The organism is Mesorhizobium sp. M0664 (assembly GCF_040320565.1).
Classification (GTDB): domain Bacteria; phylum Pseudomonadota; class Alphaproteobacteria; order Rhizobiales; family Rhizobiaceae; genus Mesorhizobium.
The window spans coordinates 1-20503 of sequence record NZ_JAMYPW010000009.1 but is presented as its reverse complement, the minus strand read 5'-3'; the positions used below and the strand labels follow the sequence as shown (position 1 = coordinate 20503).

17 protein-coding genes are annotated in these 20503 nt (G+C 62.8%); 4 read left to right on the top strand and 13 right to left on the bottom strand.

Going from position 1 to position 20503, the window contains the following annotated elements:
* Positions 1-42: 42 nt before the first annotated feature.
* From NKI39_RS12235 to NKI39_RS12210, 6 genes are all read right to left on the bottom strand, one after another.
* Complete coding sequence (locus NKI39_RS12235) at positions 43-831, bottom strand: ABC transporter substrate-binding protein (protein ID WP_352541231.1); 789 nt, start codon at positions 829-831, stop codon at positions 43-45.
* A 110-nt stretch (positions 832-941) separates the two neighbouring features.
* The gene (locus tag NKI39_RS12230; protein WP_352832010.1) at positions 942-2105 is read right to left on the bottom strand and encodes a saccharopine dehydrogenase family protein; all 1164 of its coding nucleotides are present in this window, start codon (positions 2103-2105) and stop codon (positions 942-944) included.
* Complete coding sequence (locus NKI39_RS12225) at positions 2102-2605, bottom strand: Lrp/AsnC family transcriptional regulator (protein WP_023677254.1); 504 nt, start codon at positions 2603-2605, stop codon at positions 2102-2104. The genes NKI39_RS12230 and NKI39_RS12225 overlap by 4 nt, the downstream gene beginning before the upstream one ends.
* Positions 2606-2923: 318 nt before the next feature.
* Entirely contained in the window at positions 2924-3967 is a 1044-nt protein-coding gene (locus NKI39_RS12220) for an acyltransferase family protein (RefSeq protein WP_352832008.1), read from the bottom strand.
* Positions 3968-4170: 203 nt separating this feature from the next.
* A complete protein-coding gene (locus NKI39_RS12215; protein ID WP_352685240.1) occupies positions 4171-4896 on the bottom strand; it encodes a 3-keto-5-aminohexanoate cleavage protein in 726 nt (241 codons plus the stop codon).
* 179 nt (positions 4897-5075) lie between these two features.
* The gene (locus tag NKI39_RS12210) at positions 5076-8288 is read right to left on the bottom strand and encodes a tetratricopeptide repeat protein (protein WP_352832006.1); all 3213 of its coding nucleotides are present in this window, start codon (positions 8286-8288) and stop codon (positions 5076-5078) included.
* Positions 8289-8424: 136 nt separating this feature from the next.
* On the opposite strand from NKI39_RS12210, the gene NKI39_RS12205 reads away from it, so the two are divergent.
* Positions 8425-9168 carry a 2OG-Fe(II) oxygenase gene (locus NKI39_RS12205; RefSeq protein WP_352832004.1) on the top strand — a complete coding sequence of 248 codons (744 nt, stop codon included), beginning with the start codon at positions 8425-8427 and terminating at the stop codon, positions 9166-9168.
* Positions 9169-9198: 30 nt separating this feature from the next.
* Here the strand turns inward: NKI39_RS12205 and NKI39_RS12200 are convergent, their stop codons facing one another.
* Entirely contained in the window at positions 9199-10554 is a 1356-nt protein-coding gene (locus tag NKI39_RS12200; RefSeq protein WP_352832003.1) for a sigma-54-dependent transcriptional regulator, read from the bottom strand.
* Positions 10555-10560: 6 nt separating this feature from the next.
* A complete protein-coding gene (locus tag NKI39_RS12195; protein WP_352832001.1) occupies positions 10561-12420 on the bottom strand; it encodes a sensor histidine kinase in 1860 nt (619 codons plus the stop codon).
* A 238-nt stretch (positions 12421-12658) separates the two neighbouring features.
* Here NKI39_RS12195 and NKI39_RS12190 point away from each other — a divergent pair, with 238 nt between their 5' ends.
* From NKI39_RS12190 to NKI39_RS12180, 3 genes are all read left to right on the top strand, one after another.
* Positions 12659-13990, top strand: a complete 1332-nt coding sequence (locus tag NKI39_RS12190) for a dicarboxylate/amino acid:cation symporter (RefSeq protein ID WP_352832000.1) — start codon at positions 12659-12661, stop codon at positions 13988-13990.
* Between the two features lie 468 nt (positions 13991-14458).
* Positions 14459-15517, top strand: coding sequence for a glycosyltransferase family 2 protein (locus NKI39_RS12185; protein WP_352831998.1), 1059 nt, complete (start codon positions 14459-14461; stop codon positions 15515-15517).
* A gap of 115 nt (positions 15518-15632) precedes the next feature.
* Positions 15633-15941 carry a HigA family addiction module antitoxin gene (locus NKI39_RS12180; protein WP_352451482.1) on the top strand — a complete coding sequence of 103 codons (309 nt, stop codon included), beginning with the start codon at positions 15633-15635 and terminating at the stop codon, positions 15939-15941.
* Positions 15942-15984: 43 nt separating this feature from the next.
* Here the strand turns inward: NKI39_RS12180 and NKI39_RS12175 are convergent, their stop codons facing one another.
* From NKI39_RS12175 to NKI39_RS12155, 5 genes are all read right to left on the bottom strand, one after another.
* Positions 15985-16272, bottom strand: a complete 288-nt coding sequence (locus NKI39_RS12175; RefSeq protein WP_352451481.1) for a DUF982 domain-containing protein — start codon at positions 16270-16272, stop codon at positions 15985-15987.
* An 89-nt stretch (positions 16273-16361) separates the two neighbouring features.
* Positions 16362-17168 carry an ABC transporter permease gene (locus tag NKI39_RS12170; RefSeq protein ID WP_352743677.1) on the bottom strand — a complete coding sequence of 269 codons (807 nt, stop codon included), beginning with the start codon at positions 17166-17168 and terminating at the stop codon, positions 16362-16364.
* A 4-nt stretch (positions 17169-17172) separates the two neighbouring features.
* The gene (locus NKI39_RS12165; RefSeq protein WP_352473751.1) at positions 17173-18006 is read right to left on the bottom strand and encodes an ABC transporter permease; all 834 of its coding nucleotides are present in this window, start codon (positions 18004-18006) and stop codon (positions 17173-17175) included.
* A 17-nt stretch (positions 18007-18023) separates the two neighbouring features.
* Complete coding sequence (locus tag NKI39_RS12160; protein ID WP_023677269.1) at positions 18024-19139, bottom strand: ABC transporter substrate-binding protein; 1116 nt, start codon at positions 19137-19139, stop codon at positions 18024-18026.
* Between the two features lie 67 nt (positions 19140-19206).
* Positions 19207-20301, bottom strand: coding sequence for an ABC transporter ATP-binding protein (locus NKI39_RS12155; RefSeq protein ID WP_023677270.1), 1095 nt, complete (start codon positions 20299-20301; stop codon positions 19207-19209).
* Positions 20302-20503 lie beyond the last annotated feature (202 nt).

The following is a 20503-nucleotide window of genomic DNA, read 5'->3' as shown; positions in this document are numbered from 1 at the left end:
CCTACTCCCTACTCCCTACTCACCATTCACCATTCACTCTACTTAGTGATCCTTCTTCCAGGCGTCGGAATTGACCCAGTAATCGAGGTTCTTCTGCAGGCGGCCGTCGAGGCTGACCTGGTCGAGGAACAGGTTCATCCAGACCAGCAGGTCCTGCTCGTCATAGCGCGTGGCGAAGGCCAGCGGCTCCTTCGACAGCATGTCCGGCATGATGATGAAGCTGCCGGCGGGGTAAGCGGTCGACTGGCCCTTGACCGCCGAGACGTCGTTGACGCCGCAATCGGCCTGGCCGTTGTTGACGGCGTCGAGCAGCAGCGGGCCGCCGCCCTTGTAGCTCTTGATATCGGCGTCGGGGAAGGCGGCCTTGGCTTCCTTCTCGCCGGTGGCGCCGAGCAGCACGGCGATCTTGGTGCCCTTGGCCTTGCAGTCCTCGGTGGATTTGAAGGCGGTCCCAGCCTTGGTGAAGACTGTGCTGCCCGTGTACATGTAAGGCTTGGTGAAGGCGACCTTCATGCCACGCGCCAGTGTCGGGGTCATGTCGGCGACCAGAAGATCGGCCTTGCCCGACAGCAGCGCCGGGATCAGGCCGTCCCAGTCGAAGTCGAGGAAGGTGATCTTGACGCCCATTTCCTTGGCCATCAGTTCGGCGAGTTCGACCGAACTGCCGGTGCGTTCGCCGGCAGCACCCACCAGCGAGAAGGGCGGTCCTTGCGTCTGCACGGCGACGCGCAACTCTCCGCGCTTGGTGATCTCGTCGAGCGTTCCCGCACTGGCGGCAGCGGTAAGGCCAGCGAGCGCAAGGCCGGCGATGAAAAGCTTGGCAATCTTCATTTGGGCATTCCTCCTTGTTTCGTTTGTTGTTCCACTTGTTGTTTCACCCTATCGAGGTGCTTTTTGAGCGGCAGCGCCGTTGCCGGCGGCGACCACCGTTCGAAAATCCTTCAGTCCCAGCTCACCGTTTCGGCAACCTTGATGCCGCGCCTGGCGAGCTCATCGAGGAAACGGCCATCGGGAACATGCAGCAGCGGGTTGAGCAGGCCGGGCGTGGCGATCTCGCGCCGTGCCAGCATCTGCGCCACGATGCTGGCGGGATAGCCGACGCCGAGGCTCATGCCGAACAGGCCGGAGGCGAGGTCGCGTTCGATGACCAGCTCCGAGGTCACCGTCTTGCGGCGGCCGCCTTCGCTGCCGACAAAGACGTTGCGCATGACGCAAAGGTCCTTTTCGTCCGCGCCATATTGCAGTTGCGGGGCAAGCAGCCGGCCGAGGAATTCGCGTGGGCTGACGCCGGTGCCGGGCACCTTGTCCTCAGAGAGAAAGCCGAGCTGCTTCAGCGGCGCCCAGAACGCTGACCAGCCGGGCCAGCGAAGCGAATAGCGGCCGGAGCGCTGCAGCCCCTTGGCGGCGGCGAGCATGCCGGCATAATGCGGCGCGTCGCCATTGGGGAAGGCTTCGAGCCTGCCCAGTCCCGCCACCTCGATCTCGTGGATGAAACGATTGTCGTGCTGGCGGGCGGCCGGCACATCGACCCGTTTGCCGTCCTCGACCAGCACGCTGTCGCGGTTCTGGCTGACCAGAACCATGTCGAAATTCCAGCTCACCTTGTAGCGCAGCGGCTCGACCACCGCCTTCGGCTCGGGAATGCCGCCGCAGTAGGAATCGATCGCGGTGATGGTGTCGAACTGGCTGGCGGCGCGCGCGTAGAGCACCAGGTCGATGCCGGGGTCGAGCCCGCATTCGGTCACGATCGACACGCCGGCCTTTTCGGCCTCGGGAGCGAGATCGGCGATGGCCTTGCCGTAATTGGTGGTGACCAGCGGCGTGCGCGTCGCGATCGCCGCCTGCACCGCGTCGCGCATCAGCGGCTGCGGCAACAGGTCGATGACCGCATCGACGTCCTTCATCACATCGGCCAGCACCGGACCGATCGCGCCCTCCGGCACGACAAAACGCACCCTGGCAAGGTCTGTCAGGCCGCCAAGCCGCGCAGCGCCGTCGGTTGCCGTGTCGACACAGACCACTTGCTCGACGCCGTCGCTGGCAACGAGATCGGCGATCGCCGCCCGGCCTTGCAGGCCGAGGCCGCCGAGAACCGCGATCTTCATGCCATTTCCTTCCGCGTCTCGTCCGACCAGCAGCCTTCCGGCAGGCTGACCCATTTGTTGCAGGACGCCATGACGACGAAGGTCTCGCTGCGCACGACTTCGCCCGGCTCGCCGGCGCCGGGGATCAGCTCGCTGGTGACGCGGTAGAGATCGGCGACATCACCGGCCACGGTCACGTCGACGATGATGTCGAAGCGCCCGGTGACGACGGCGGCCGAGTTCACGAAAGGCAGTTCGGAGATGCGCTGCGCCAGTTCCCGGGCGCGGCCGCGTCCCTGCGCATTGATGCCGACGATGGCCGAGATCAGCTCAGGGCGTTCGGTCAGGTTGAGCAGCCCGACGATCTTGAGCAGGTTGCGGTCGAGCAGGTTGCGCAGCCGCATGCGCACCGTCGGCACCGAGATCGCCATCTTCTCAGCGAGGCGGTTGACGCCAAGCTGCGCATCTTGCGACAGCAGCTTGACCAGTCGCCGGTCGGTCTGATCGAGATGTTCCCGCAAACGCTCAGGCTTTCATAAAAGGAAAGAAACGATTGGATTTTCTTTCAGATATGAAAATACCTTATGAGAGATTTTTAACAACGGCAAGAGCCATGTCATCCGCCATGGCTCTGTGCCTGTCGGCAATTTTCGTCGATGTCGCCACATTTTGTTCTTGCTTTTTGCCGGCAGCTATGCTACTAATTTGGGTATGGTGCCAATTTGGCTCCAACGACCCGTCCTCCCGAGGCGGGTTTTTGTTTCCGGATCTTTTGAAGGTTCAGCGCCGCCGGTCTAAGATTGGCGGGACACCGTGGTTCCGCGGAGCGCAGCCGCAACTCATGCCTTCACGTGACGGGCGGAAAGGCTCATCCGCGAAATGGCCAAAATCGGCTTTTCAACAAAACTGTAGCTGGCCAGGGAGATGGCAATGCAGGCGGTGACAATAACCATGCCAGCAAGCCATGGTGATACGCTGACGCTTGCAACGACAGGAGCGGTCGCAAGCAGCACGATAGGATGCGTCAGATAGAGAGAGTAGGAGGCATCGCCCAACCTTGCCAGCAGGCGAGGAGCAAAAAGCCGGAAGTAGCTTTCCAGGCTGATGCAACCGGCGACAAGGATCAAGGCCGGGATTCCCTGAGCAAGGGTTCGCGGCAAGTTGAAGCCAAGTACCATCACCAGCATGGACACGATGGCGAACACGAGCGCCGAGACACCCAGGACGGTAGGCAAACGCGCCAGTCTGCCGACCAGGTGGCCGAGCGCCATGCCGGCAAGGAACTCAAACAGGATTGGCGTGGTATAGAAAAACAGCACAGTGTCGGCGGCGGGTTTGAAGACGATGCGCGCCGCTACGGCGATTGCAAAGACAACGCCGACCATGGCCATTTGCGTCAGCGTGCCGAAACGCATAGTCGCCGCGAACAGAATGTAAAACAGGATTTCCAGATTGAGCGTCCAACCCACGCCAAGCACCGGTTGGACATAGCCTGTGACCGTATCGAGATAGGCTATGAAAAGCAGGCTATTGGTGATCTGCTCAAGAAACACTGCACGACCGGCAAACAACCAAAGTGCGGCGACCATAAGGAAGGTCATAACCCAATAGAACGGAACGACGCGCGTGAAGCGCTGCATCAAAAAAGCACGGTGGTCGGCGCGTCTGTTCTCTGTCGAGAGAACCATTACAAAACCACTAATGACGAAAAACAGGTCGACGCCGCTGTTTAGAACGGGAATACGCAGATCGAGCATGCCCAGCGCGGCCGGAAGATGATAGATAACAACCATGAGAGCTGCCAGCCCCCGCAGTACCTGTATCGATGTATACTGTTGAATCCGACGCGGCGCAGCGTGATCATTCTGTGGAATGATGTTCATCAAAAAATGGTCCCCGGTGCAGGAGAGCATTAACATACGTGATCGTTGATGTGCCGATTAATTGTTGGTTTAATTAACACGTAAAGTTTTAGATAAGTTTTATTGATATAGCGTGCCGCCACACTTATGCTCGGCCGACTTTGGCCTGCCTCGTTGCCAAACTTGGCATCTCCCCAGTGAAGAGGAGATTGGCCGTTCCCGCGCTAACGGCTGGACTCGAAGATAGCGACGGCTGCCGCTGTCAGCGCAGCGTTACTAGATGCTACTGTTCCATCAGGGAGCTCCTTGCCGTCTTCCAGTCCGACGCGCGTCGACCAACGGCGTTCCGCCGCCCGGTGCACGAAAGGCCAGACCGTGGCGTCGGCGCCGTGCAGCAGGATTGCCCGGCGCATTCCGGCGCCGTCGAGCACGGCGGCGATATCGTCGCTGATCTCCAGCGCAGCGTCCGGCTCCTGCTCGGAGATTTCGATCAGGATCCGCAGCACGCGTTTGCCATGGTCGAGGCTCACCAGGCGTTCGGCGTCGGCGACGGAGGCAAGCCCCGCCTCGATGCCAATGCCGCGTTGGCGCAGACGCTCCATGATAGCGGGCGCGGCGTCTTCGCTGAGATTGACCGAGGCATAGTCGGGCAGCTCGCTCCAAGCGGCGATCGCGGCCAGCGTCCGCTCGTCGTCATTCTCAATCCAGGCGCCGGTCGACACGCCGATCAGCGTTCCAGGGCAGGCGCGACGAAGCGCTAGCACAGTCTGGTCCATCGCCGCCGGAGCCAGGCTTTCGCGACCGTCCAGCCCGCGGGCATGGACATGCAGTTCGGCCGCACCGGCGGCGACGCAGGTCGCACCGTCGCGCGCCATGGCTTCGGGATCAAGCGGCAGTCGCGGGTGAAAATCGGCGCTGCGCGCGCCATTGATGCAGGTCTGGACGATCATGCCGGGGGCAGTCCGGTTGCGGTTGCTGCCAGTCTAGCGCGGGCCAGTGAAAACCGGAATCGCGCTGGCGAAGGCTCCTGACATATGGACGTGGCACAGCCTGGATCAGTCGGGCAGTGTGTCTCTATCGCCTTGTTCGCCAACGATCTTCTCGGCAAAAGAGACGGTCGTTTGCAGAGTTATGGCGGCACGCCCAGATCGTGCAGCGCACTCATGGCGGCTCGGTATTCGACGAAATCCCTGGGACAATCGCTAGCGGCGAGCCGGTAAAGCCGTAAGGCTTCCTCGCTATGCCCTTGGAGCCGGCTAAGCTCGGCCGTGTAGAAATTCGTTTCGCAGACTTGTCCGGTTCTCTGAGCCAGGCCCACAGCACCGGCATCCGAAAGTGCTTCGGCGGACGTCTTTTCACCCAGCAGCATGCTGACCAGCGGTGCCGGCCACTTCGTCATGTCGAGCTTGCTTTTCGCCTCCTTCAAGTGGCTCGCCGCGCCGTTGCGCCGCGCCGCGATATCAAGCCAGATGGCAAAGTAGGCATTGTCGGGGGTGAGAGAGGCCGCCTGCTCGAAATCCGTCTGCGCCATCGCCGTCGCGCCGGAATAGAGATACAGGACGCCCCGGCCAGCATAGGTGGAGGCGTCTTTCGGATCGAGGTTGATTGCTTCGCCATAATCGGCGATAGCGCGGCTGTATTGGTCCTTTGCCGTCCAGGCGACGCCTCGGTTTTGGTAGCTCTTGACAAGTCTCGGATCGAGGCTGATCGCGCGGTCGTAGTCGGCGATGGCACGGTCGAACTCGCCTTTCCTGCTCCAGGCGAACCCTCGGTCGTTGTAGGCGATGGCCTTTGTCGGGTCGAGCGTAACGGTCTGGCTGTAATCGGCGATCGCCCGGTCATTGTCGCCTTTTTCTAGCCATGCCTCGCCGCGTTTGTAGTAGGCGGGCATCAGTTTCGGATCGAGGCTAATCGCCTTATCGAAATCGGCGATGGCCTTCTCGGCATCACCCTTGGCAATCCACGTTATGCCCCGGTTGAAAAATGCAGAAGGATCTTTTGGATCGAGGCTGATGGCCTTGTCGAAATCGGCGAGGGCGCCGTCATTGTCGCTCTTTCCCGCACGCGCGATTCCACGATTGGAATAGGAAAAGGTATTTTTCGGGTTGAGGCCGAGCGCTTTGTCGTAGTCGGCGATGGCACGGTCGAACTCGCCCTTTGCCGCCCACACCAGTCCTCGGTTGTTGTAGGCATCGATGTTCCCGGGGTCGGAGCTGATTGCCTGGTCGTAATCGGCCATAGCACGGTCATTGTCCCCTTTGGCGAACCAGGCTATTCCCCGATTGTAGTAAGCGCTTGAGTATTTTGGATCGAGGTTGATGGCTTGTCCGTAATCTTTGAAGGCGCGGTTGACGTCGCCTTTGCGCGCCCAGACCATCCCCCGGTTGTTGAAAGTCTCGGCACGCTTCGGATCAAGATCGATCGCTATGTTGTAGTCGGCGAGGGCGTGGTCATTATCGCCCTTCTTGAACCACACTAAACCCCGAGCGTTGAAAGCGTAGGTATCTTTCTGGTCAAGACTGATCGCCTTGTCGAGATTGGCCATCGCGTCGTCGAAATCGCCCCTGTCGATATCTATCATGCCCCGATGCAGATAGGCGTCGGTCTGACCCGGGTCGATGGTAATCGCCTGGTTGAGGTCGGCCAGCGCACGGTCCCTATCGCCCCGGTCCGCCAGAGCTGCACCTCGATTGGCGTATGCGTCGGCGTATTTCGGATCGAGGCGGATCGCCTGGTCAAAATCAGCGATGGCCTTGTCGGCTTCGCCCTTTCGCCACAAGGACATGCCACGGTTGTTGAAGGGCATCGCGCCTTTCGGATCGAGACCGATGGCCCGGTTGGAGTCCTCAATGGCGTGATCGTCCTCCCCCTTCTTGTACCAGGCCTCGCTACGTTTGACGTAGATTTTCGGATTTGTCGGATCGAGCCTGATCGCCTGGGTGTAATCGGCAATGGCACTGTCCGCATCGCCCCTTGCAAGCGAGGCGATGCCTCTGTTGAAATAGGCATTGCCAAGGTTCGGATCGAAGGTGATCGCCTGGCTGTAATCGGCGATGGCACGATCGATGTCGCCCTTGTTTGCTCGGGCCAGACCCCGGTTTGAATAAGAGATGGCGTGTTTCGGATCGAGTCTGATCGCCTGGTCGTAGTCGGCGATGGCGCCGTCGAAATCGCCTTTCGCCGCCCATGCTATCCCCCGGTTGTTGTAGGCGTCGACATATTTCGGATCGAGCGCGATGGCCTGACCATAGTCGGCGATGCCGCCATCGGCGTCACCTGCGTCGGATCGGGCCGCGCCTCGCGCGTAGTATGCGACGGCGAGTTTTGGATCGATGCCAATCGCCTTGCCATAATCGGCTATGGCGCGGTCATGGTCCCCCCGGTTGGCCCAAGTGACGCCTCGGCTGTAATAGGCTGGTGCAAATGTCGGATCGAGGCTGATGGACGTGTCGAAGTCCGCCAGCGCCTGGTCATGGTCGCCCTTGTTCGACCAGGCGAGGCCTCTGTTGTAGTAGACGCTAGCATCCTTCGGATCGATCGCGACGACCTTATTGTAGTCGGTGATGGCATCGTCAAAATCGCCGCCCGTCAGCCGGGCGTTGCCGCGCCGGTAGTAGGCATGTGCGTTTTTCGGATCGAGGCTGATCACCTTGTCATAGTCGGCCAGCGCGCGCTCCGCATCGCCCTTGTTGGTCCAGGCATCGGCGCGGCCGTTCAGGGAACTGGCGTCGTTTGGGTTGAGCCTGATGGCCTGGTCGAAATCGGCTATCGCGCGGTCGTCGTCGCCCTTGCTTGACCAGATCAGCCCGCGATTGTGGTAGCTTTTGCCGTCTCCGGGACTGAGACTGATTGCCCTGTCATAGTCGGCCAAAGCCCGGTCGTTCTCGCCCTTGAAGGTCCAGGCGACGCCGCGGTTGTAGTAGGCGTCGCTATATTTAGGGTCCAGGCTGATCGCCTTGTCCAGATCGGCGATGCCCTTGTCGTAGTCGCCCTTGAAGACCCAGCTGATGCCCCGGTTATAGTAGCCGCTGGCGACGGTCGGTGCGATGCCGATGAACGCGCTGTAGTCGGCGATCGCGCGGTCATAGTCGCCTCGTTCCGTCAGGGCATTGCCGCGCTTGAAATAGGCAATACCGCGGTTTTCGAGGGGCTCTGTCGCATCCTCGATCATGCGCGTGCAGGCGGCGATCCGCACCGCCGGATCGACCTCATCGTCGCTGACGCAGTCGCTGCTGGCGGACAAGGCCGGGAGCGCCGAGACCAGCATGACGACGAGGCAAACGAGGAATTGCCGGACTGCCCCGTCCCTTTGTCGAACCCGTCCGATCAAATCGCCCCTCATCGCGGCAAGCCCCGCTGCATTGTATTCAACGAAATCCCCGAGACAATCGCTAACGAGTTCACCCGGCAAGAAACGGGTGGTCCGCGCGCGCCGTTTCACCCATCTCAATGACACAGAAGCCACAGGAGGCGAAACCATGACCATCCATTCGATAGGCGCGAAAGCGGCGGTGAAATCGGCGGAGGTGCGCGTTGCCGGATATGACTGGCGGACGCTGGCCGATGAGCTGAGCGGCTATGGTTGCGCGGTGATGGAAAAGCTGCTGACGCCGCAGGAGTGCCGGCATATCGCCGGACTTTATTCGGACGAGAGCCATTTCCGCAGCCATGTCCATATGGCGCGGCATGGCTTCGGCAAGGGCGAGTACCGCTATTTCCGCTATCCCTTGCCCGACTTGATCGGCGGCTTGCGCACCGCGCTCTATCCGCGCCTGGCCGCGGTCGCCAATGACTGGAACGAGCGCATGGGTATCGCGCAGCGCTATCCCGACGAACACGCCGCGTTCCTCGAGCAATGCCACGAGCAGGGCCAGACGCGGCCGACGCCGCTCCTGCTGCAATATGTTCCCGGCGACTTCAACTGCCTGCACCAGGATCTCTACGGCGATCTGGCCTTCCCACTGCAGGTGGCGATCCTGTTGTCGGAACCAGGCAAGGATTTCACCGGCGGCGAGTTCGTGCTGACCGAGCAGCGTCCGCGCATGCAGAGCCGCGCCGAGGTGGTGCCGCTGCGCCGGGGCGACGCGGTCGCCTTCGCGGTCCACAATCGACCGGTCCAGGGCACACGAGGCAATTACCGGGTCAATCTCAGGCACGGCGTCAGCCGGCTCCGTTCCGGCATGCGCCACACTGTCGGTATCATCTTCCACGACGCCAAGTAACCGGGCCGCCCGGTCGAGGCCCGGCGGCGATTACCTCGAAAAATCGCTGCGCACGATACCGTGGCGCTGGAGCTTGTCGTAGAAAGTCTTGCGCGGAATCCCCAGCGCCTCGATCGTGCGCCTGACGTCGCCCTCGTTGCGGCCAAGCGTCTCGCGGATGATGTCGGCCTCGTAGCGCTCCAGCCGCTCCGGCAGCTTCATGGCGGTGTTCGACTGGGTCGGGGCAGGGGGTTGTGCTTCGGCGCCTTCCTCCAACCCAAGCACGAACCGCTCGGCGAAATGCGCCAGTTCGCGCACATTGCCCGGCCAGTCATGGTCGCTGAGATGGCGATGCACCGAAGCCGGCACTGCCGGCACCTGGCGGTGGAAACGGGCGGCGGCGCGCTCGGCGAAATAGAAGAACAGCAGGGCGACATCGTCGCGGCGCTCGCGCAGCGGCGGGATCGAGATCGTCACCACGTTGAGCCGATAATAGAGATCCTCGCGGAAAGCGCCGCGCTGGCGCGGATCACCGAGATCGACCTTGGCGGCGGCGACGACGCGCAGATCGACCGGGCGCACCTCGTTGGTGCCGAGCGGGGTGACCTCGCGCATTTCCAGCACGCGCAGCATCTGCACCTGCGTCGACACCGGCATGCTTTCGATCTCGTCGAGGAACAGCGTGCCGCCGCTGGCGTGCTCGATGCGGCCGATCCGTTTCTTCTGCGCGCCGGTGAAGGCGCCGGCCTCATGGCCGAACAACTCGCTCTCGATGACGGTCTCCGGCAGCGTGCCGCAATTCAGCGCGACGAAATTGCCCTTGGCGCGGCGGCTCCAGCGATGCAGAAGGCTTGCCACCACCTCCTTGCCGGAGCCTGTCTCGCCGGTCACCAGCACATCGACGTCGGTGTCGGCGATCTGGCGTAGTGTGCGGCGCAGCCTGTCCATCGCCGGCGTCTGGCCGATCAGCGGCAGGCCGTCCTGCGCCTCTCCGGCCGCCTCGCGCAAGGCGCGGTTCTCCATCACCAGGCGGCGCTTTTCCGCTGCGCGGCGCACGCTCTGTACCAGCCGGTCGGCGGCGAAGGGCTTGGTGATGAAGTCGTAGGCGCCGTCCTTGATCGCCTTGACGGCCATGGCGATGTCGCCGTGGCCGGTGACGAGGATGACGGGAATGTCGGCATCCAGCCGCAGGATGCGGTTGAAAAGCTGCAAGCCGTCGATCTGAGGCATGCGGATATCCGACACCACGACGCCGGTAAAACCGGCGTCGAGCCCGGCCAGCGCCTCGGCCGCCACCGCAAAGGCCGAGACCGAGAAGCCGGCAAGCTCCAGCGTCTGCACGGTGGCCTTGAGGAGATCGCGGTCGTCGTCGATCAGGATCACCGGCGCGGCATTGTCGTTCGTCATGATGGCTTACGCTGCTGTCTGGAGATGAATGGTGAAGCGGGTGCCGCTGTCGTCGCTCGAAACTTCGATGCGGCCGCCATAATCGGCGACGATGTCCTTCGAGATGACGAGGCCAAGGCCAAGGCCTTTTTCCTTGGAGGTGTTGAACGGCGTGAACAGCGATTTGAGGATCGCGGGTGGAATGCCCGGTCCGTTATCGGACACGCCGACCGTCACACCGTCCGCGGTCTCCTCGACCGACACCTGCACACGAGCGTCGTCGCGGCCGTCGAGTGCTTCGAGCGCGTTCTGGAAGAGGTTGATCAGCACCTGTTCGAGCCGCACCCGATTGCCCATGACCTTGAGGCTCGGCGGCGGCAGGTCGATGGCCAATGCGTCGAGCCGGCCGGCAAAGCGGCTTCTCAACAGCATGACGGCGCCTTCGATAACACCACGTAATTCGACAGGCTCGGCGGCGGTGCGGCCCTTGCGGGCAAATGCCTTCAACTCCTCGGTGATTGAGCCGATGCGTTCCGTAAGGGCTGCGATAGCGCCGAGGTTTTCCTCGGCCGGCCCGGTCTGCTTGCGGTCGAGGAAGGTGCGGGCATTGTCGGCATAGGCGCGTATGGTGGCGACCGGCTGGTTGATCTCATGGGCGACGCCGGCAGCGACCTGGCCGAGGATGGCGAGGCGGTTGGCCTGGACCAGATCCTGCTGCACGATTTGGAGCTTGGCTTCCGTGCTGCGGTGGCCTGTTATCTCGGCCTGCAGCCGGTCGCGGGCGCGGCTCAAATCCTCGGTCCGTTCGACGACGCGGCGTTCGAGTTCGGTGCGGGCCGCCTGTTCGGCGGCAATCCGCATCTGCGCCGACTGCCGGCGCCACAACAGATACGCGGCAAGGCCGAGCAGCGGGACGACGACGCCGAGCGCAAGAAGCCGCATTTCGCGGACGGCGGCGGCGATCGGCGCTTCAGCCGGAATCAGATAGTCGAGCCGCCAGGGGGTCGAAGGAACCGTCGTGGAAAGGCTGAGATACTCCGCGTCGCTGCCGCCGGGCGTCACCGCGTGGACGATCGACACATCCGGGCTGAGCGCCCGCGGGTGCTTGATCGGCAACGGCACAAGCGGCGCGTCGCCGAACTGTTGGCTGTCGCGGATCGCGGCTTGCTTAGGTGCGGCCAGCGGTGCGGTTGTCATGAAACGCCAGGACGGCACGCTGGTGATCAGCACGACGCCGTTCTCGTCGCTGACATAAGCCGGGCGGTTCGCCTCACGCCAGTCGGCTTCGAGCTGGTCGAACTCCATCTTGACGACGACGACGCCGAGCGGTGCGTCTGTGTCGCCGACGCGCCGCGAAATGTAGAGGCCGGGGCGCTTGCTGACATTGCCGAGCGCAAAATACTCGGCGGTTCCGGCCTGCATCGCGCCGGAGAAATAGTCGCGGAAACGGTAGTCATTGCCGACGAAGCTGATCGGCTCGCGCCAGTTGCTGGAGGCGACCGCCAGTCCATCGGTGCCGACGACATAGAGTACCGACGCCTTGGTGCCGGAGACCAGCCCCTCGAGCTTGCGGTTCAGCACATCGATTGCCGCGGCATTTTTCTGCGACAGCGCGTCACGCACTTGCTGGTCTGCGGACAAAAGCAGCGGCAGGGCGCGCGGGCTTTCGAGCACCGCGCGCAGCAGCGCGACCTTCAGATTGGCGTCGGTACGCCCCTGCGCCGCCAGGGTCCCGATCTCGGCGGTGCGGCCGTAAAGGCCGGCGCCGTAGAGCGCTGCCGTGACGATCAAAAGCGCGATGGCCGCAAACAGCAGCCAGGCTCGGCGCGCCCGCCTGGCGAGTTGCTCGGGCGTCGAAGACAAGGCACCGGCGGGGCGTTGCAGCATCGCCCATTTGTGCATGAATTCGCACAAAGCACAATTCGACCTATGCGGAGATTCGCACCTATCCATGCGTCCAGCACAGCGGACGTTTGCGAATGCTCAACAAAATCAATGATGAAAAGCTCTTCTGCGTATCTGGCACGACTGTTGCAAACACGAATTCAGCAGTCGCGAGGCTGCTGGTCTCAAAACAACTGCCCCGGGGAGTCGAGCTTTCGATCGGGGCGCCATGGAGGACGTTATGCAGACAGCAATCGCTGCCGCCGAGCCGCGCGGCAAACTTCCCTTATACCGGCATCTTTATGTGCAGGTGCTGGCGGCGATCGCCGCCGGCGTGCTGCTCGGCCATTTCTATCCCGAAACCGGCGAGGCGATGAAGCCGTTCGGCGATGCTTTCATCAAGCTGGTGAAGATGGTGATCGCGCCGGTGATCTTCCTGACGGTGGCGACCGGCATCGCCGGTGTTTCCGACCTGCAGAAGGTCGGCCGCGTCGCCGGCAAGGCGATGATCTATTTCCTGGTGTTCTCGACGCTGGCGCTGGTCGTCGGCCTGGTCGTCTCCAATGTCGTCCAGCCCGGCGCCGGCATGCACATCAATCCAGCGACGCTCGATACCGCCAAGGTGGCGGCGTATGCCGAGAAGGCGCACGACACAACCATCGTCGGGTTCCTGATGAACATCATCCCTGACACCATCACCGGCGCCTTCGCGCAGGGCGACATCCTGCAGGTGCTGTTCTTCTCGGTGCTGTTCGGCGTCGCCCTGGCGTTGGTCGGCGATCGCGGCCGTCCGGTTGTCGATTTCCTGCAGGCGCTGACCACGCCGATCTTCCGCCTCGTCGCCATCCTGATGAAGGCCGCACCGATCGGCGCGTTTGGCGCCATGGCCTTCACGATCGGCAAATACGGCATCGGCTCGATCGCCAATCTCGCCATGCTGATCGGCACGTTCTACTTGACCGCGCTGCTGTTCGTGCTGGTGGTGCTCGGCGCGGTTGCCCGCTACAACGGCTTCTCGATCCTGGCGCTGATCCGCTACATCAAGGAAGAGCTGCTGCTGGTGCTCGGCACCTCGTCCTCGGAAGCGGCATTGCCAGGCCTCATGGCCAAGATGGAGCGCGCCGGCTGCAACCGCTCGGTGGTCGGTCTGGTTATCCCGACCGGCTATTCCTTCAACCTCGACGGCACCAACATCTACATGACGCTGGCGGCGCTGTTCATCGCGCAGGCGACCGACACGCCACTCACCTACGGCGACCAGATCCTGCTGCTCGCCGTCGCCATGCTGAGCTCCAAGGGTGCCGCCGGCATCACCGGCGCTGGCTTCATCACCCTGGCGGCGACGCTTTCGGTCGTCCCCACGGTGCCGGTCGCCGGCATGGCGCTGATCCTCGGCGTCGACCGCTTCATGTCGGAGTGCCGGGCGCTGACCAACTTCATCGGCAATGCGGTAGCGACGGTCGTGGTGGCACGCTGGGAGGGAGAACTCGACCAGACGAAGTTTGCCGCCGCCATGGCCGGCGACTTGCCGGAGGAAGTCGACCTGTCGCTGCCGGGTTTGCAGGGCGCCTGACTGTTTAGGCTGCATGGTCATAAGCCCCGGAGGCGGTTCACCGGCTCCGGGGCAAAAGGGCCGGCGGTCGCGGCATGCCGCCTGAAACGCAACCTGAAGTGGCCCTATTTTCGACGCGGGGCTTGTTCCAGCCGCATTTGCAGGCCAGTATCCGCCATGCCTTCAGGGCACCCGTCCGCTTCGCTCCCGACCTGATTGCGAGGCGAGACATTTCCGTCGGGCTCGGTTGCGACATCACCTTGGCCGAACGTCGGAGCTTTTGCTGCCGACCGCGTTCTGACTATGGCGGCAGCCCTCGAAGGCAATGGCGGCCTCACTGCGAAGTCGCAAGCGAAACGTGACCCGTCTCCTGGTGGAAAGCGCAAGCTTTTCTGAGGGGAACTCGTCGCGCCTGAAGAGGGGCACTTGAAGAGGGGCAGGCCCATGAGGGCCTTTGCCGAACCAAAGCAAGATGCGAGGTCAAACGCGATGCGGCCTGTCATTCCGGTATCCATCATCATCCCGAACTACAACTATGCGCGGTTCCTCAAACGCAGCATCGACAGCGCCCTCGAGCAAGACTACGCCGATGTCGAAGTCATCGTCGTCGACGATGCATCGCAGGACAATTCCACGACAATCATGGAATCCTATCGCGATGAGATACTCGCATGCCCGCGAGCGCAAAATGGCGGACACGCGGCGGCATTCAACACCGGCTTCGCGGCGAGCTCGGGCAAGATCGTCCTGTTCCTCGACGCCGACGATTATCTTTATCCAACCGCCGTCTCTACCATTGTCGAAACCTGGGACGAGGCAACCGCCCAGGTCCAGTCCAGACTGCATATCGTCGACGAGGGGCAACGCATCAAGGATGTCTTTCCGCCGCCCGAACTGGCTTTCGACAGCGGCGACGTCATGCCGAAACTCCTGCACAAGGGCCGCTATCAGACGACCGTGACCAGCGGGCTCGCCTTTGACCGCGCAACGCTCGAATCGATCATGCCGATACCGGAGCCGGAGTTCCGCCAGGGCGCCGACGGCTATCTGGCAACGCTGGCGCCGATGTACGGGCATGTCCAATCGATCGACGAATGCCTCGGCGCCTACCGGATCCATGGCGCCAACCATTCAGTCTTCGGTGAAAAGCTCGCCGAGCGGGCACGCTGGCGGGTAACTCACGATTTCCGCCGCATGCAGGCGCTGTCGGACCAGGCTTCCGGGATCGGCCTGACCATCGTGCCGTCGAATGCCGTCCGCCACGATCCGGTCCACCTGGAAGAGCGGCTGGCATCGCTTTGCGCGGACAGAGACCGACATCCCGTGGCCGACGATTCCCGGCTGGCGCTCGGGGCGGCCGGCGCCGTCGCCAGCCTCGAAATGACCGCATCCCTGCGGCGGCGTGCAATCCTTGCCGCCTGGTTCCTGTCGGTCGGAGTGTTGCCGCGGAAAATGGCGACCGCGGTGCTGTCGTGGAAGCTTGATGCGTCGTCGAGGCCGGCATTTTTGAGCCGCCTGTCCAAGAGAATCCGCCATGCCATGGGTTAGTGGGTGGCGCTGTGCCACAACTCCGCCAGGTTTTTGGGAGGTCTGGCAACCCGGGTAGATTTCGAACAATATCATTATGGGTACGTGGCGCCCCAAGCGAAAGGACAACCAGCCCATGACCTCTTATGAGCCGATGCGTCCGATGGAGCGCTGCCCATCCCACCCTGGAGCGCTGCTTGACGACATTATCCCGGCAACCGGAAAGACCAAGGTGGAGATCGCCAATCTGCTCGGAATCTCGCGCCAGCAGCTTTATGACATCATCCGCGAAAAGAAGCCGGTGTCGCCGGCTGTCGCTGCCCGTCTTGGAAAGATGTTCGGCGACGGCGCCGCGATCTGGCTCAGGATGCAGGCCGCCTATGATGCGTGGCACGCGGAACGCGAGGTTGACGTCAGCGCCATTCCAAGGCTGCATGCTGCCTGAGATGCAATAGATCGGCCGAACCACCGAGGCTCTCACAAATCGATCACGGTCCCGCCTGCCTGGACCGGTCCTGCGGTTCGACGGCTCGCTCGACCAGGACATGCGCTTCCCGCGCGGCCTCGATGAACGCGTTCCTGGCGGCTTCGGTCCAGCGATCGTCGCTCATGGCGCGGCGGCATGTGCGCAGTGCCACCCCGTGTTTGGCGCTGCCGGTGTCACGCCAGTGGGCTTCCAGCAATGCGACAGCCTGCCGTGCGTTGGAAATGTTGCGGATATCTCCCACGATGCCGACCGCAACCGCAACCGGCTTGGCAAACCATCCCTGGTTCATGGCGGGGCCTTCGACCTGTTGAACCATCTATAACGAAAATCGTAGCCCAAGGTTTCATTCGCGCCAGTCACCTCGGCGTGAGGCGGCGTCTACAGCGCTGCGCGCAGCCTGACCACGACGCTTCGCGCCACAAGCACCAGCACGGTGATGACGATCAGGATCACCGAGAGCGCTGCGATCGCCGGGTCGATGTTGTCGCGCAGGCCCATCCACATTAGCCGCGGCAGCGTGATGGCGTTGACCGAGGTGATAAACAGGGTGACGCCGATCTCTTCCCAGGACAGCACGAAGGACAACAACGCCGCGGTGACGATGCCGAACTTGATATTGGGCATGATGATGCGGGTGGCGCGCTCCCACACGGTGGCGCCGAGGCCGCGGGCGGCGAGGTCGATGCGGCGGTCGAGCTGGCTGAGCGACACCAGGATCAGCACCGTGGCGAAGGGCACCGTCATCACCGCATGCGCCATGGCGACACCCAGCCAGGTGTCATAGCCGAAGAATGAGCTGACGCCAGAGATCGAGGTCAGCAGGAAGTAGAGCGTGATTGCCGAGACCACCGGCGGCACCACCATCGGCAGCAGCACGAAACCGACCAATGCTGCCGTGAAGCGCGGCTGGAACATCCAGATGCCGAGGCTGAAGCAGAGCGCCAGCACGGTGGAAAAGGCGCTGCTGACGATGCCGATCCTGATCGAGAGCAGGATCGAACTGATCCAGCGCGGATCCTCGATCAGCGCCCGGTAATGGCGCAGCGACAATTCGCCCGACGGCATCGCCAGCATGCGGCTCGGCGTCAGCGACACCGGGATGACGGCGAGCAGCGGCAGCAGCAGGAACAGCGCGACGAGGGCGGCGAGGACCAGCGAGACGGGACCGGGGCGGTAGGTCGGCATCGCGCTACACCAGTTGCTTGGGTCTGATATAGCGGAACAGCAGCGCCATCAGCGCGCCGACAAACAGCACCAGCACGACACTGATTGCGGCGCCCAGGCCCCAGTCCGGGCTCTGGAAGATGCGAAGGTAGATCAGCTCGGCGATCATCACGCTACGGCCGCCGCCGAGGATCGCCGGCGTGACGAAGAAGCCGAGCGAAAAGACGAAGACGATCAGCGCCGAGCCGATGATGCCGGAGCTGGTCATCGGCACGAATACCGACCAAAAGGTGCGCATACGGCTGGAGCCGAGGCCGCGCGCCGCCAGCAGCACACGGTCGTCGAGGCTGCGCATCGATGAGGCCAGCGGAAACACGGCGAAGGGAATGAGGAAATGCGTCATGCCGACGATAACGCCGAACTCGTTGCGCACCAGCGCCAGCGGCTCTGAGATGAAGCCGACCGCCTGCAGCCAGGTGTTGATCAGGCCGCGATTGGACAAAAGCGCCACCCAGCCGAAGGCGCGCGTCAGCACCGAGATCCAGAACGGCACCAGGATGCAGAACTCGGCCACGACGCGCTGCACCGGCGTGCCGCGTACCCAGACAACGGTGATGGCGTAGGCGGCGACAACCGAAACGATCGTCACGATCGCCGCGATACGCAGCGTGCGGATGAAGACCGACTGCACCAACTGATCCGTGAGCAGCGCATTGTACTGCCCCAGCCCCGGCGTGGGCAGGGTGAAGCTCCATTTAACCACGCCAAGGAATGGCCAGGCATAGGCCAGCACAAGAAAGAGGAGCAGCGGCGCCATCAACAGCGCCGCGCCCATCCTGTCGGAGAGGTATGCTCTCATCCGGTTATCCCGGCTTGTCAGGCGGAGATGATCTTCGTGTATTCGTCGAGTGCCGCCCCGTAGTTCTTGGCGTACCAATCCATGTCGAGCGGGATCTGCTTCTTCATGTTCTCGGGATCGACCGGATTGATGCGCCTCTTGTCGGCGGGTATCAGCGCATCGGTGGCCGGGTTGGCCGGACCCTGACCGAGCTTTTCGAACATGATGAGTTCCTTCTCCGGGTCCTGGGTGCTGGCGATGAACTTCATCGCCGCGTCCTTGCCGCCGGGATTGCCCTTGAGCACGGCGAGCGCGCCGGGCGAGATCAGGCCCTGGTCCCAGATGAACTTGATCTTGCCGCCGGAATCCTGCTCGATGAGCGAAGCCCGGGTCGACCAGACGATCGCCATCGAGGCCTCGCCATTGAGCAGCACGCTCTGGCTTTCGGCGCCGCCACCCCAATAGGCGACGACGTTTTCCTTGAAGGCGGCGATCTTGTCATGCGCGCGCTTGAGGTCGAGCGGGTAGAGCGATGCCGGTGCGATGCCGTCGGCGAGCAGTGCCGCTTCCCAGCTCGACACGCCCCATTTGTAGAGCGAGCGCTTGCCGGGGAATTTTGCCACGTCGAAGAAGTCGGCCATGCCGGTTGGTGCCTGGCTGCCGTATTTCTCGGCATCATAGGCGATGACATAGGAGAAGAAATAGGTCGAGGCAGCGTACTCCCAGCCGAATCCCGGCCGCATCTTCTTCTTGTCGACGACCGCATAGTCGATCGGCTCGAGCATGCCTTGGGCGCCGAGAGTGATGGCCGAGAACGGATCGACGTCGACCAGGTCCCAGGTCGGGGCGCCGCTCTTGAACTGCGCCGCGATCGCGCCTTCGGTCGGGCCGGAGCCGTCCATCTTAACGACAATGCCGGTTTCCTTGGTGAAGGCCTGGCCGTAAGCCGCGTCATAGGCGGTAATGGCGTCGCCGCCCCAGTTGACGAGCACCAGTTCCTTAGCCGCGGCAAAGGCGCCGGTCGAGCGCAGCAGCATCGGCGTGCCGGCCAGCACCAGTGCGGCCAGCTGCGTAAACTGCCGGCGCGAGATCTCGCCGCGCACTGCCCTGGCGGATAGCGCCTCGATGGAATTTTTCTTGGTTTGGTTTGTCATGTCAGTTCCCCTTTTTTGTCGTTAATATTTCCTGAAAGTCAGCTTGGCGAATTCGCCGCGCCGATCGTCATTGTCCTCCGTTCGGAAGGAGGAAGCCTTTCTCCGCCGGCCAGGTCAGCCAGACGGAATTGCCCTTGCTGAGCGCGGAAGCGGCGACCTCGTTCGGCACAGAGATCGTCACCTTGGCGCCTTGCCGCGTCGTCAGATCGAGCCGCGTCGCAGCGCCGAGATAGGTCGAGGCGACGGCAGTCGCGGCAATGCCGTTCTCGCCTGTCGCGGCTTCGCGGGCGATCGACATGTATTCGGGCCGGATCGCCAGGATGGCGTCGCCCCGGACCTTCTCGGCCTTGCAGCGCATGCTGATCGCGCGGTCTTCGCAGAGGCCCGTCGAGCCATTGTTGGCCGGGCGTACGCCCTTCAGCGGCAGCATGTTGATCTCGCCCAGGAACTCGGCGACGAAGCGGTTGTCCGGCCGGTCGTAGACCTCGTCCGGCGCGCCGACCTGCAGCAATTTGCCGTGGTTGAAGATGGCGACGCGAGATGACAACGCCAGCGCCTCGCTCTGGTCATGGGTGACGAAGACGAAGGTGGTGCCGGTCTCCTGGTGCAACCGCTTCATCTCGGCCTGCATCTGGCCGCGCAGGCCCTTGTCGAGTGCTGAAAACGGCTCATCGAGCAAAAGTACGCCCGGCTCGAACACCAGCGCCCGCGCCAGTGCGACCCGCTGCTGCTGGCCACCGGACAATTGCGACGGCAGTTTCTTTTCGTGGCCCTTGAGCCCGACGCGCTCGATCATTTCGCCGACGCGGCGTTTGATCTCGGCCGCCGGTTTCTTTCGCACCTTGAGCGGAAAGGCGATGTTGGCCTCGACGCTCATATGCGGGAACAGCGCATAGCCCTGGAACACCATGCCGGCGGCACGCTGCTCGGCCGGCCGCTCGGTGATGTCGACGCCGTCGCTGTAAAGGCGACCGTCGGTCGGCTGAATGAAGCCGGCAAGGATCATCAGGAAGGTGGTCTTGCCGGAACCGGAGGGGCCGAGCAGGGTGAGGAACTCGCCACGGCCGATATCGAGCGTCAGATCGTCCAGCGCACGGAACGAGCCGAAGCTCTTGCCGATCCCGATTGCCTTGATCTCTGCGGCCCGGCCGGGTTGCTGCATCCTGCCCTTTCCTTAGCGTAGCCGAAATCGTAGGCAGGGCGGCGGCTCACCGCAACCGAATAGTTTTCGCCTGATCGGCAAATTTGATTCATCTATGCGCCAATCTCCCCTCGAGGGGCAGGGCTATCGCATATGAGTGATGGCATTGATGAGATAGTCGTCGTTCCAGGCGCATTTCTTGATGCGATGGCTGATGGGAACT

Coding starts and splice junctions, on each gene's coding strand:
- NKI39_RS12235 (WP_352541231.1), bottom strand. CDS start 831: ATGAAGATTGCCAAGCTTTTCATCGCCGGCCTTGCGCTCGCTGGCCTT.
- NKI39_RS12230 (WP_352832010.1), bottom strand. CDS start 2,105: ATGAAGATCGCGGTTCTCGGCGGCCTCGGCCTGCAAGGCCGGGCGGCG.
- NKI39_RS12220 (WP_352832008.1), bottom strand. CDS start 3,967: ATGAACATCATTCCACAGAATGATCACGCTGCGCCGCGTCGGATTCAA.
- NKI39_RS12215 (WP_352685240.1), bottom strand. CDS start 4,896: ATGATCGTCCAGACCTGCATCAATGGCGCGCGCAGCGCCGATTTTCAC.
- NKI39_RS12210 (WP_352832006.1), bottom strand. CDS start 8,288: ATGAGGGGCGATTTGATCGGACGGGTTCGACAAAGGGACGGGGCAGTC.
- NKI39_RS12205 (WP_352832004.1), top strand. CDS start 8,425: ATGACCATCCATTCGATAGGCGCGAAAGCGGCGGTGAAATCGGCGGAG.
- NKI39_RS12200 (WP_352832003.1), bottom strand. CDS start 10,554: ATGACGAACGACAATGCCGCGCCGGTGATCCTGATCGACGACGACCGC.
- NKI39_RS12195 (WP_352832001.1), bottom strand. CDS start 12,420: ATGCTGCAACGCCCCGCCGGTGCCTTGTCTTCGACGCCCGAGCAACTC.
- NKI39_RS12190 (WP_352832000.1), top strand. CDS start 12,659: ATGCAGACAGCAATCGCTGCCGCCGAGCCGCGCGGCAAACTTCCCTTA.
- NKI39_RS12185 (WP_352831998.1), top strand. CDS start 14,459: ATGCGGCCTGTCATTCCGGTATCCATCATCATCCCGAACTACAACTAT.
- NKI39_RS12180 (WP_352451482.1), top strand. CDS start 15,633: ATGACCTCTTATGAGCCGATGCGTCCGATGGAGCGCTGCCCATCCCAC.
- NKI39_RS12175 (WP_352451481.1), bottom strand. CDS start 16,272: ATGAACCAGGGATGGTTTGCCAAGCCGGTTGCGGTTGCGGTCGGCATC.
- NKI39_RS12170 (WP_352743677.1), bottom strand. CDS start 17,168: ATGCCGACCTACCGCCCCGGTCCCGTCTCGCTGGTCCTCGCCGCCCTC.
- NKI39_RS12165 (WP_352473751.1), bottom strand. CDS start 18,006: ATGAGAGCATACCTCTCCGACAGGATGGGCGCGGCGCTGTTGATGGCG.
- NKI39_RS12160 (WP_023677269.1), bottom strand. CDS start 19,139: ATGACAAACCAAACCAAGAAAAATTCCATCGAGGCGCTATCCGCCAGG.
- NKI39_RS12155 (WP_023677270.1), bottom strand. CDS start 20,301: ATGCAGCAACCCGGCCGGGCCGCAGAGATCAAGGCAATCGGGATCGGC.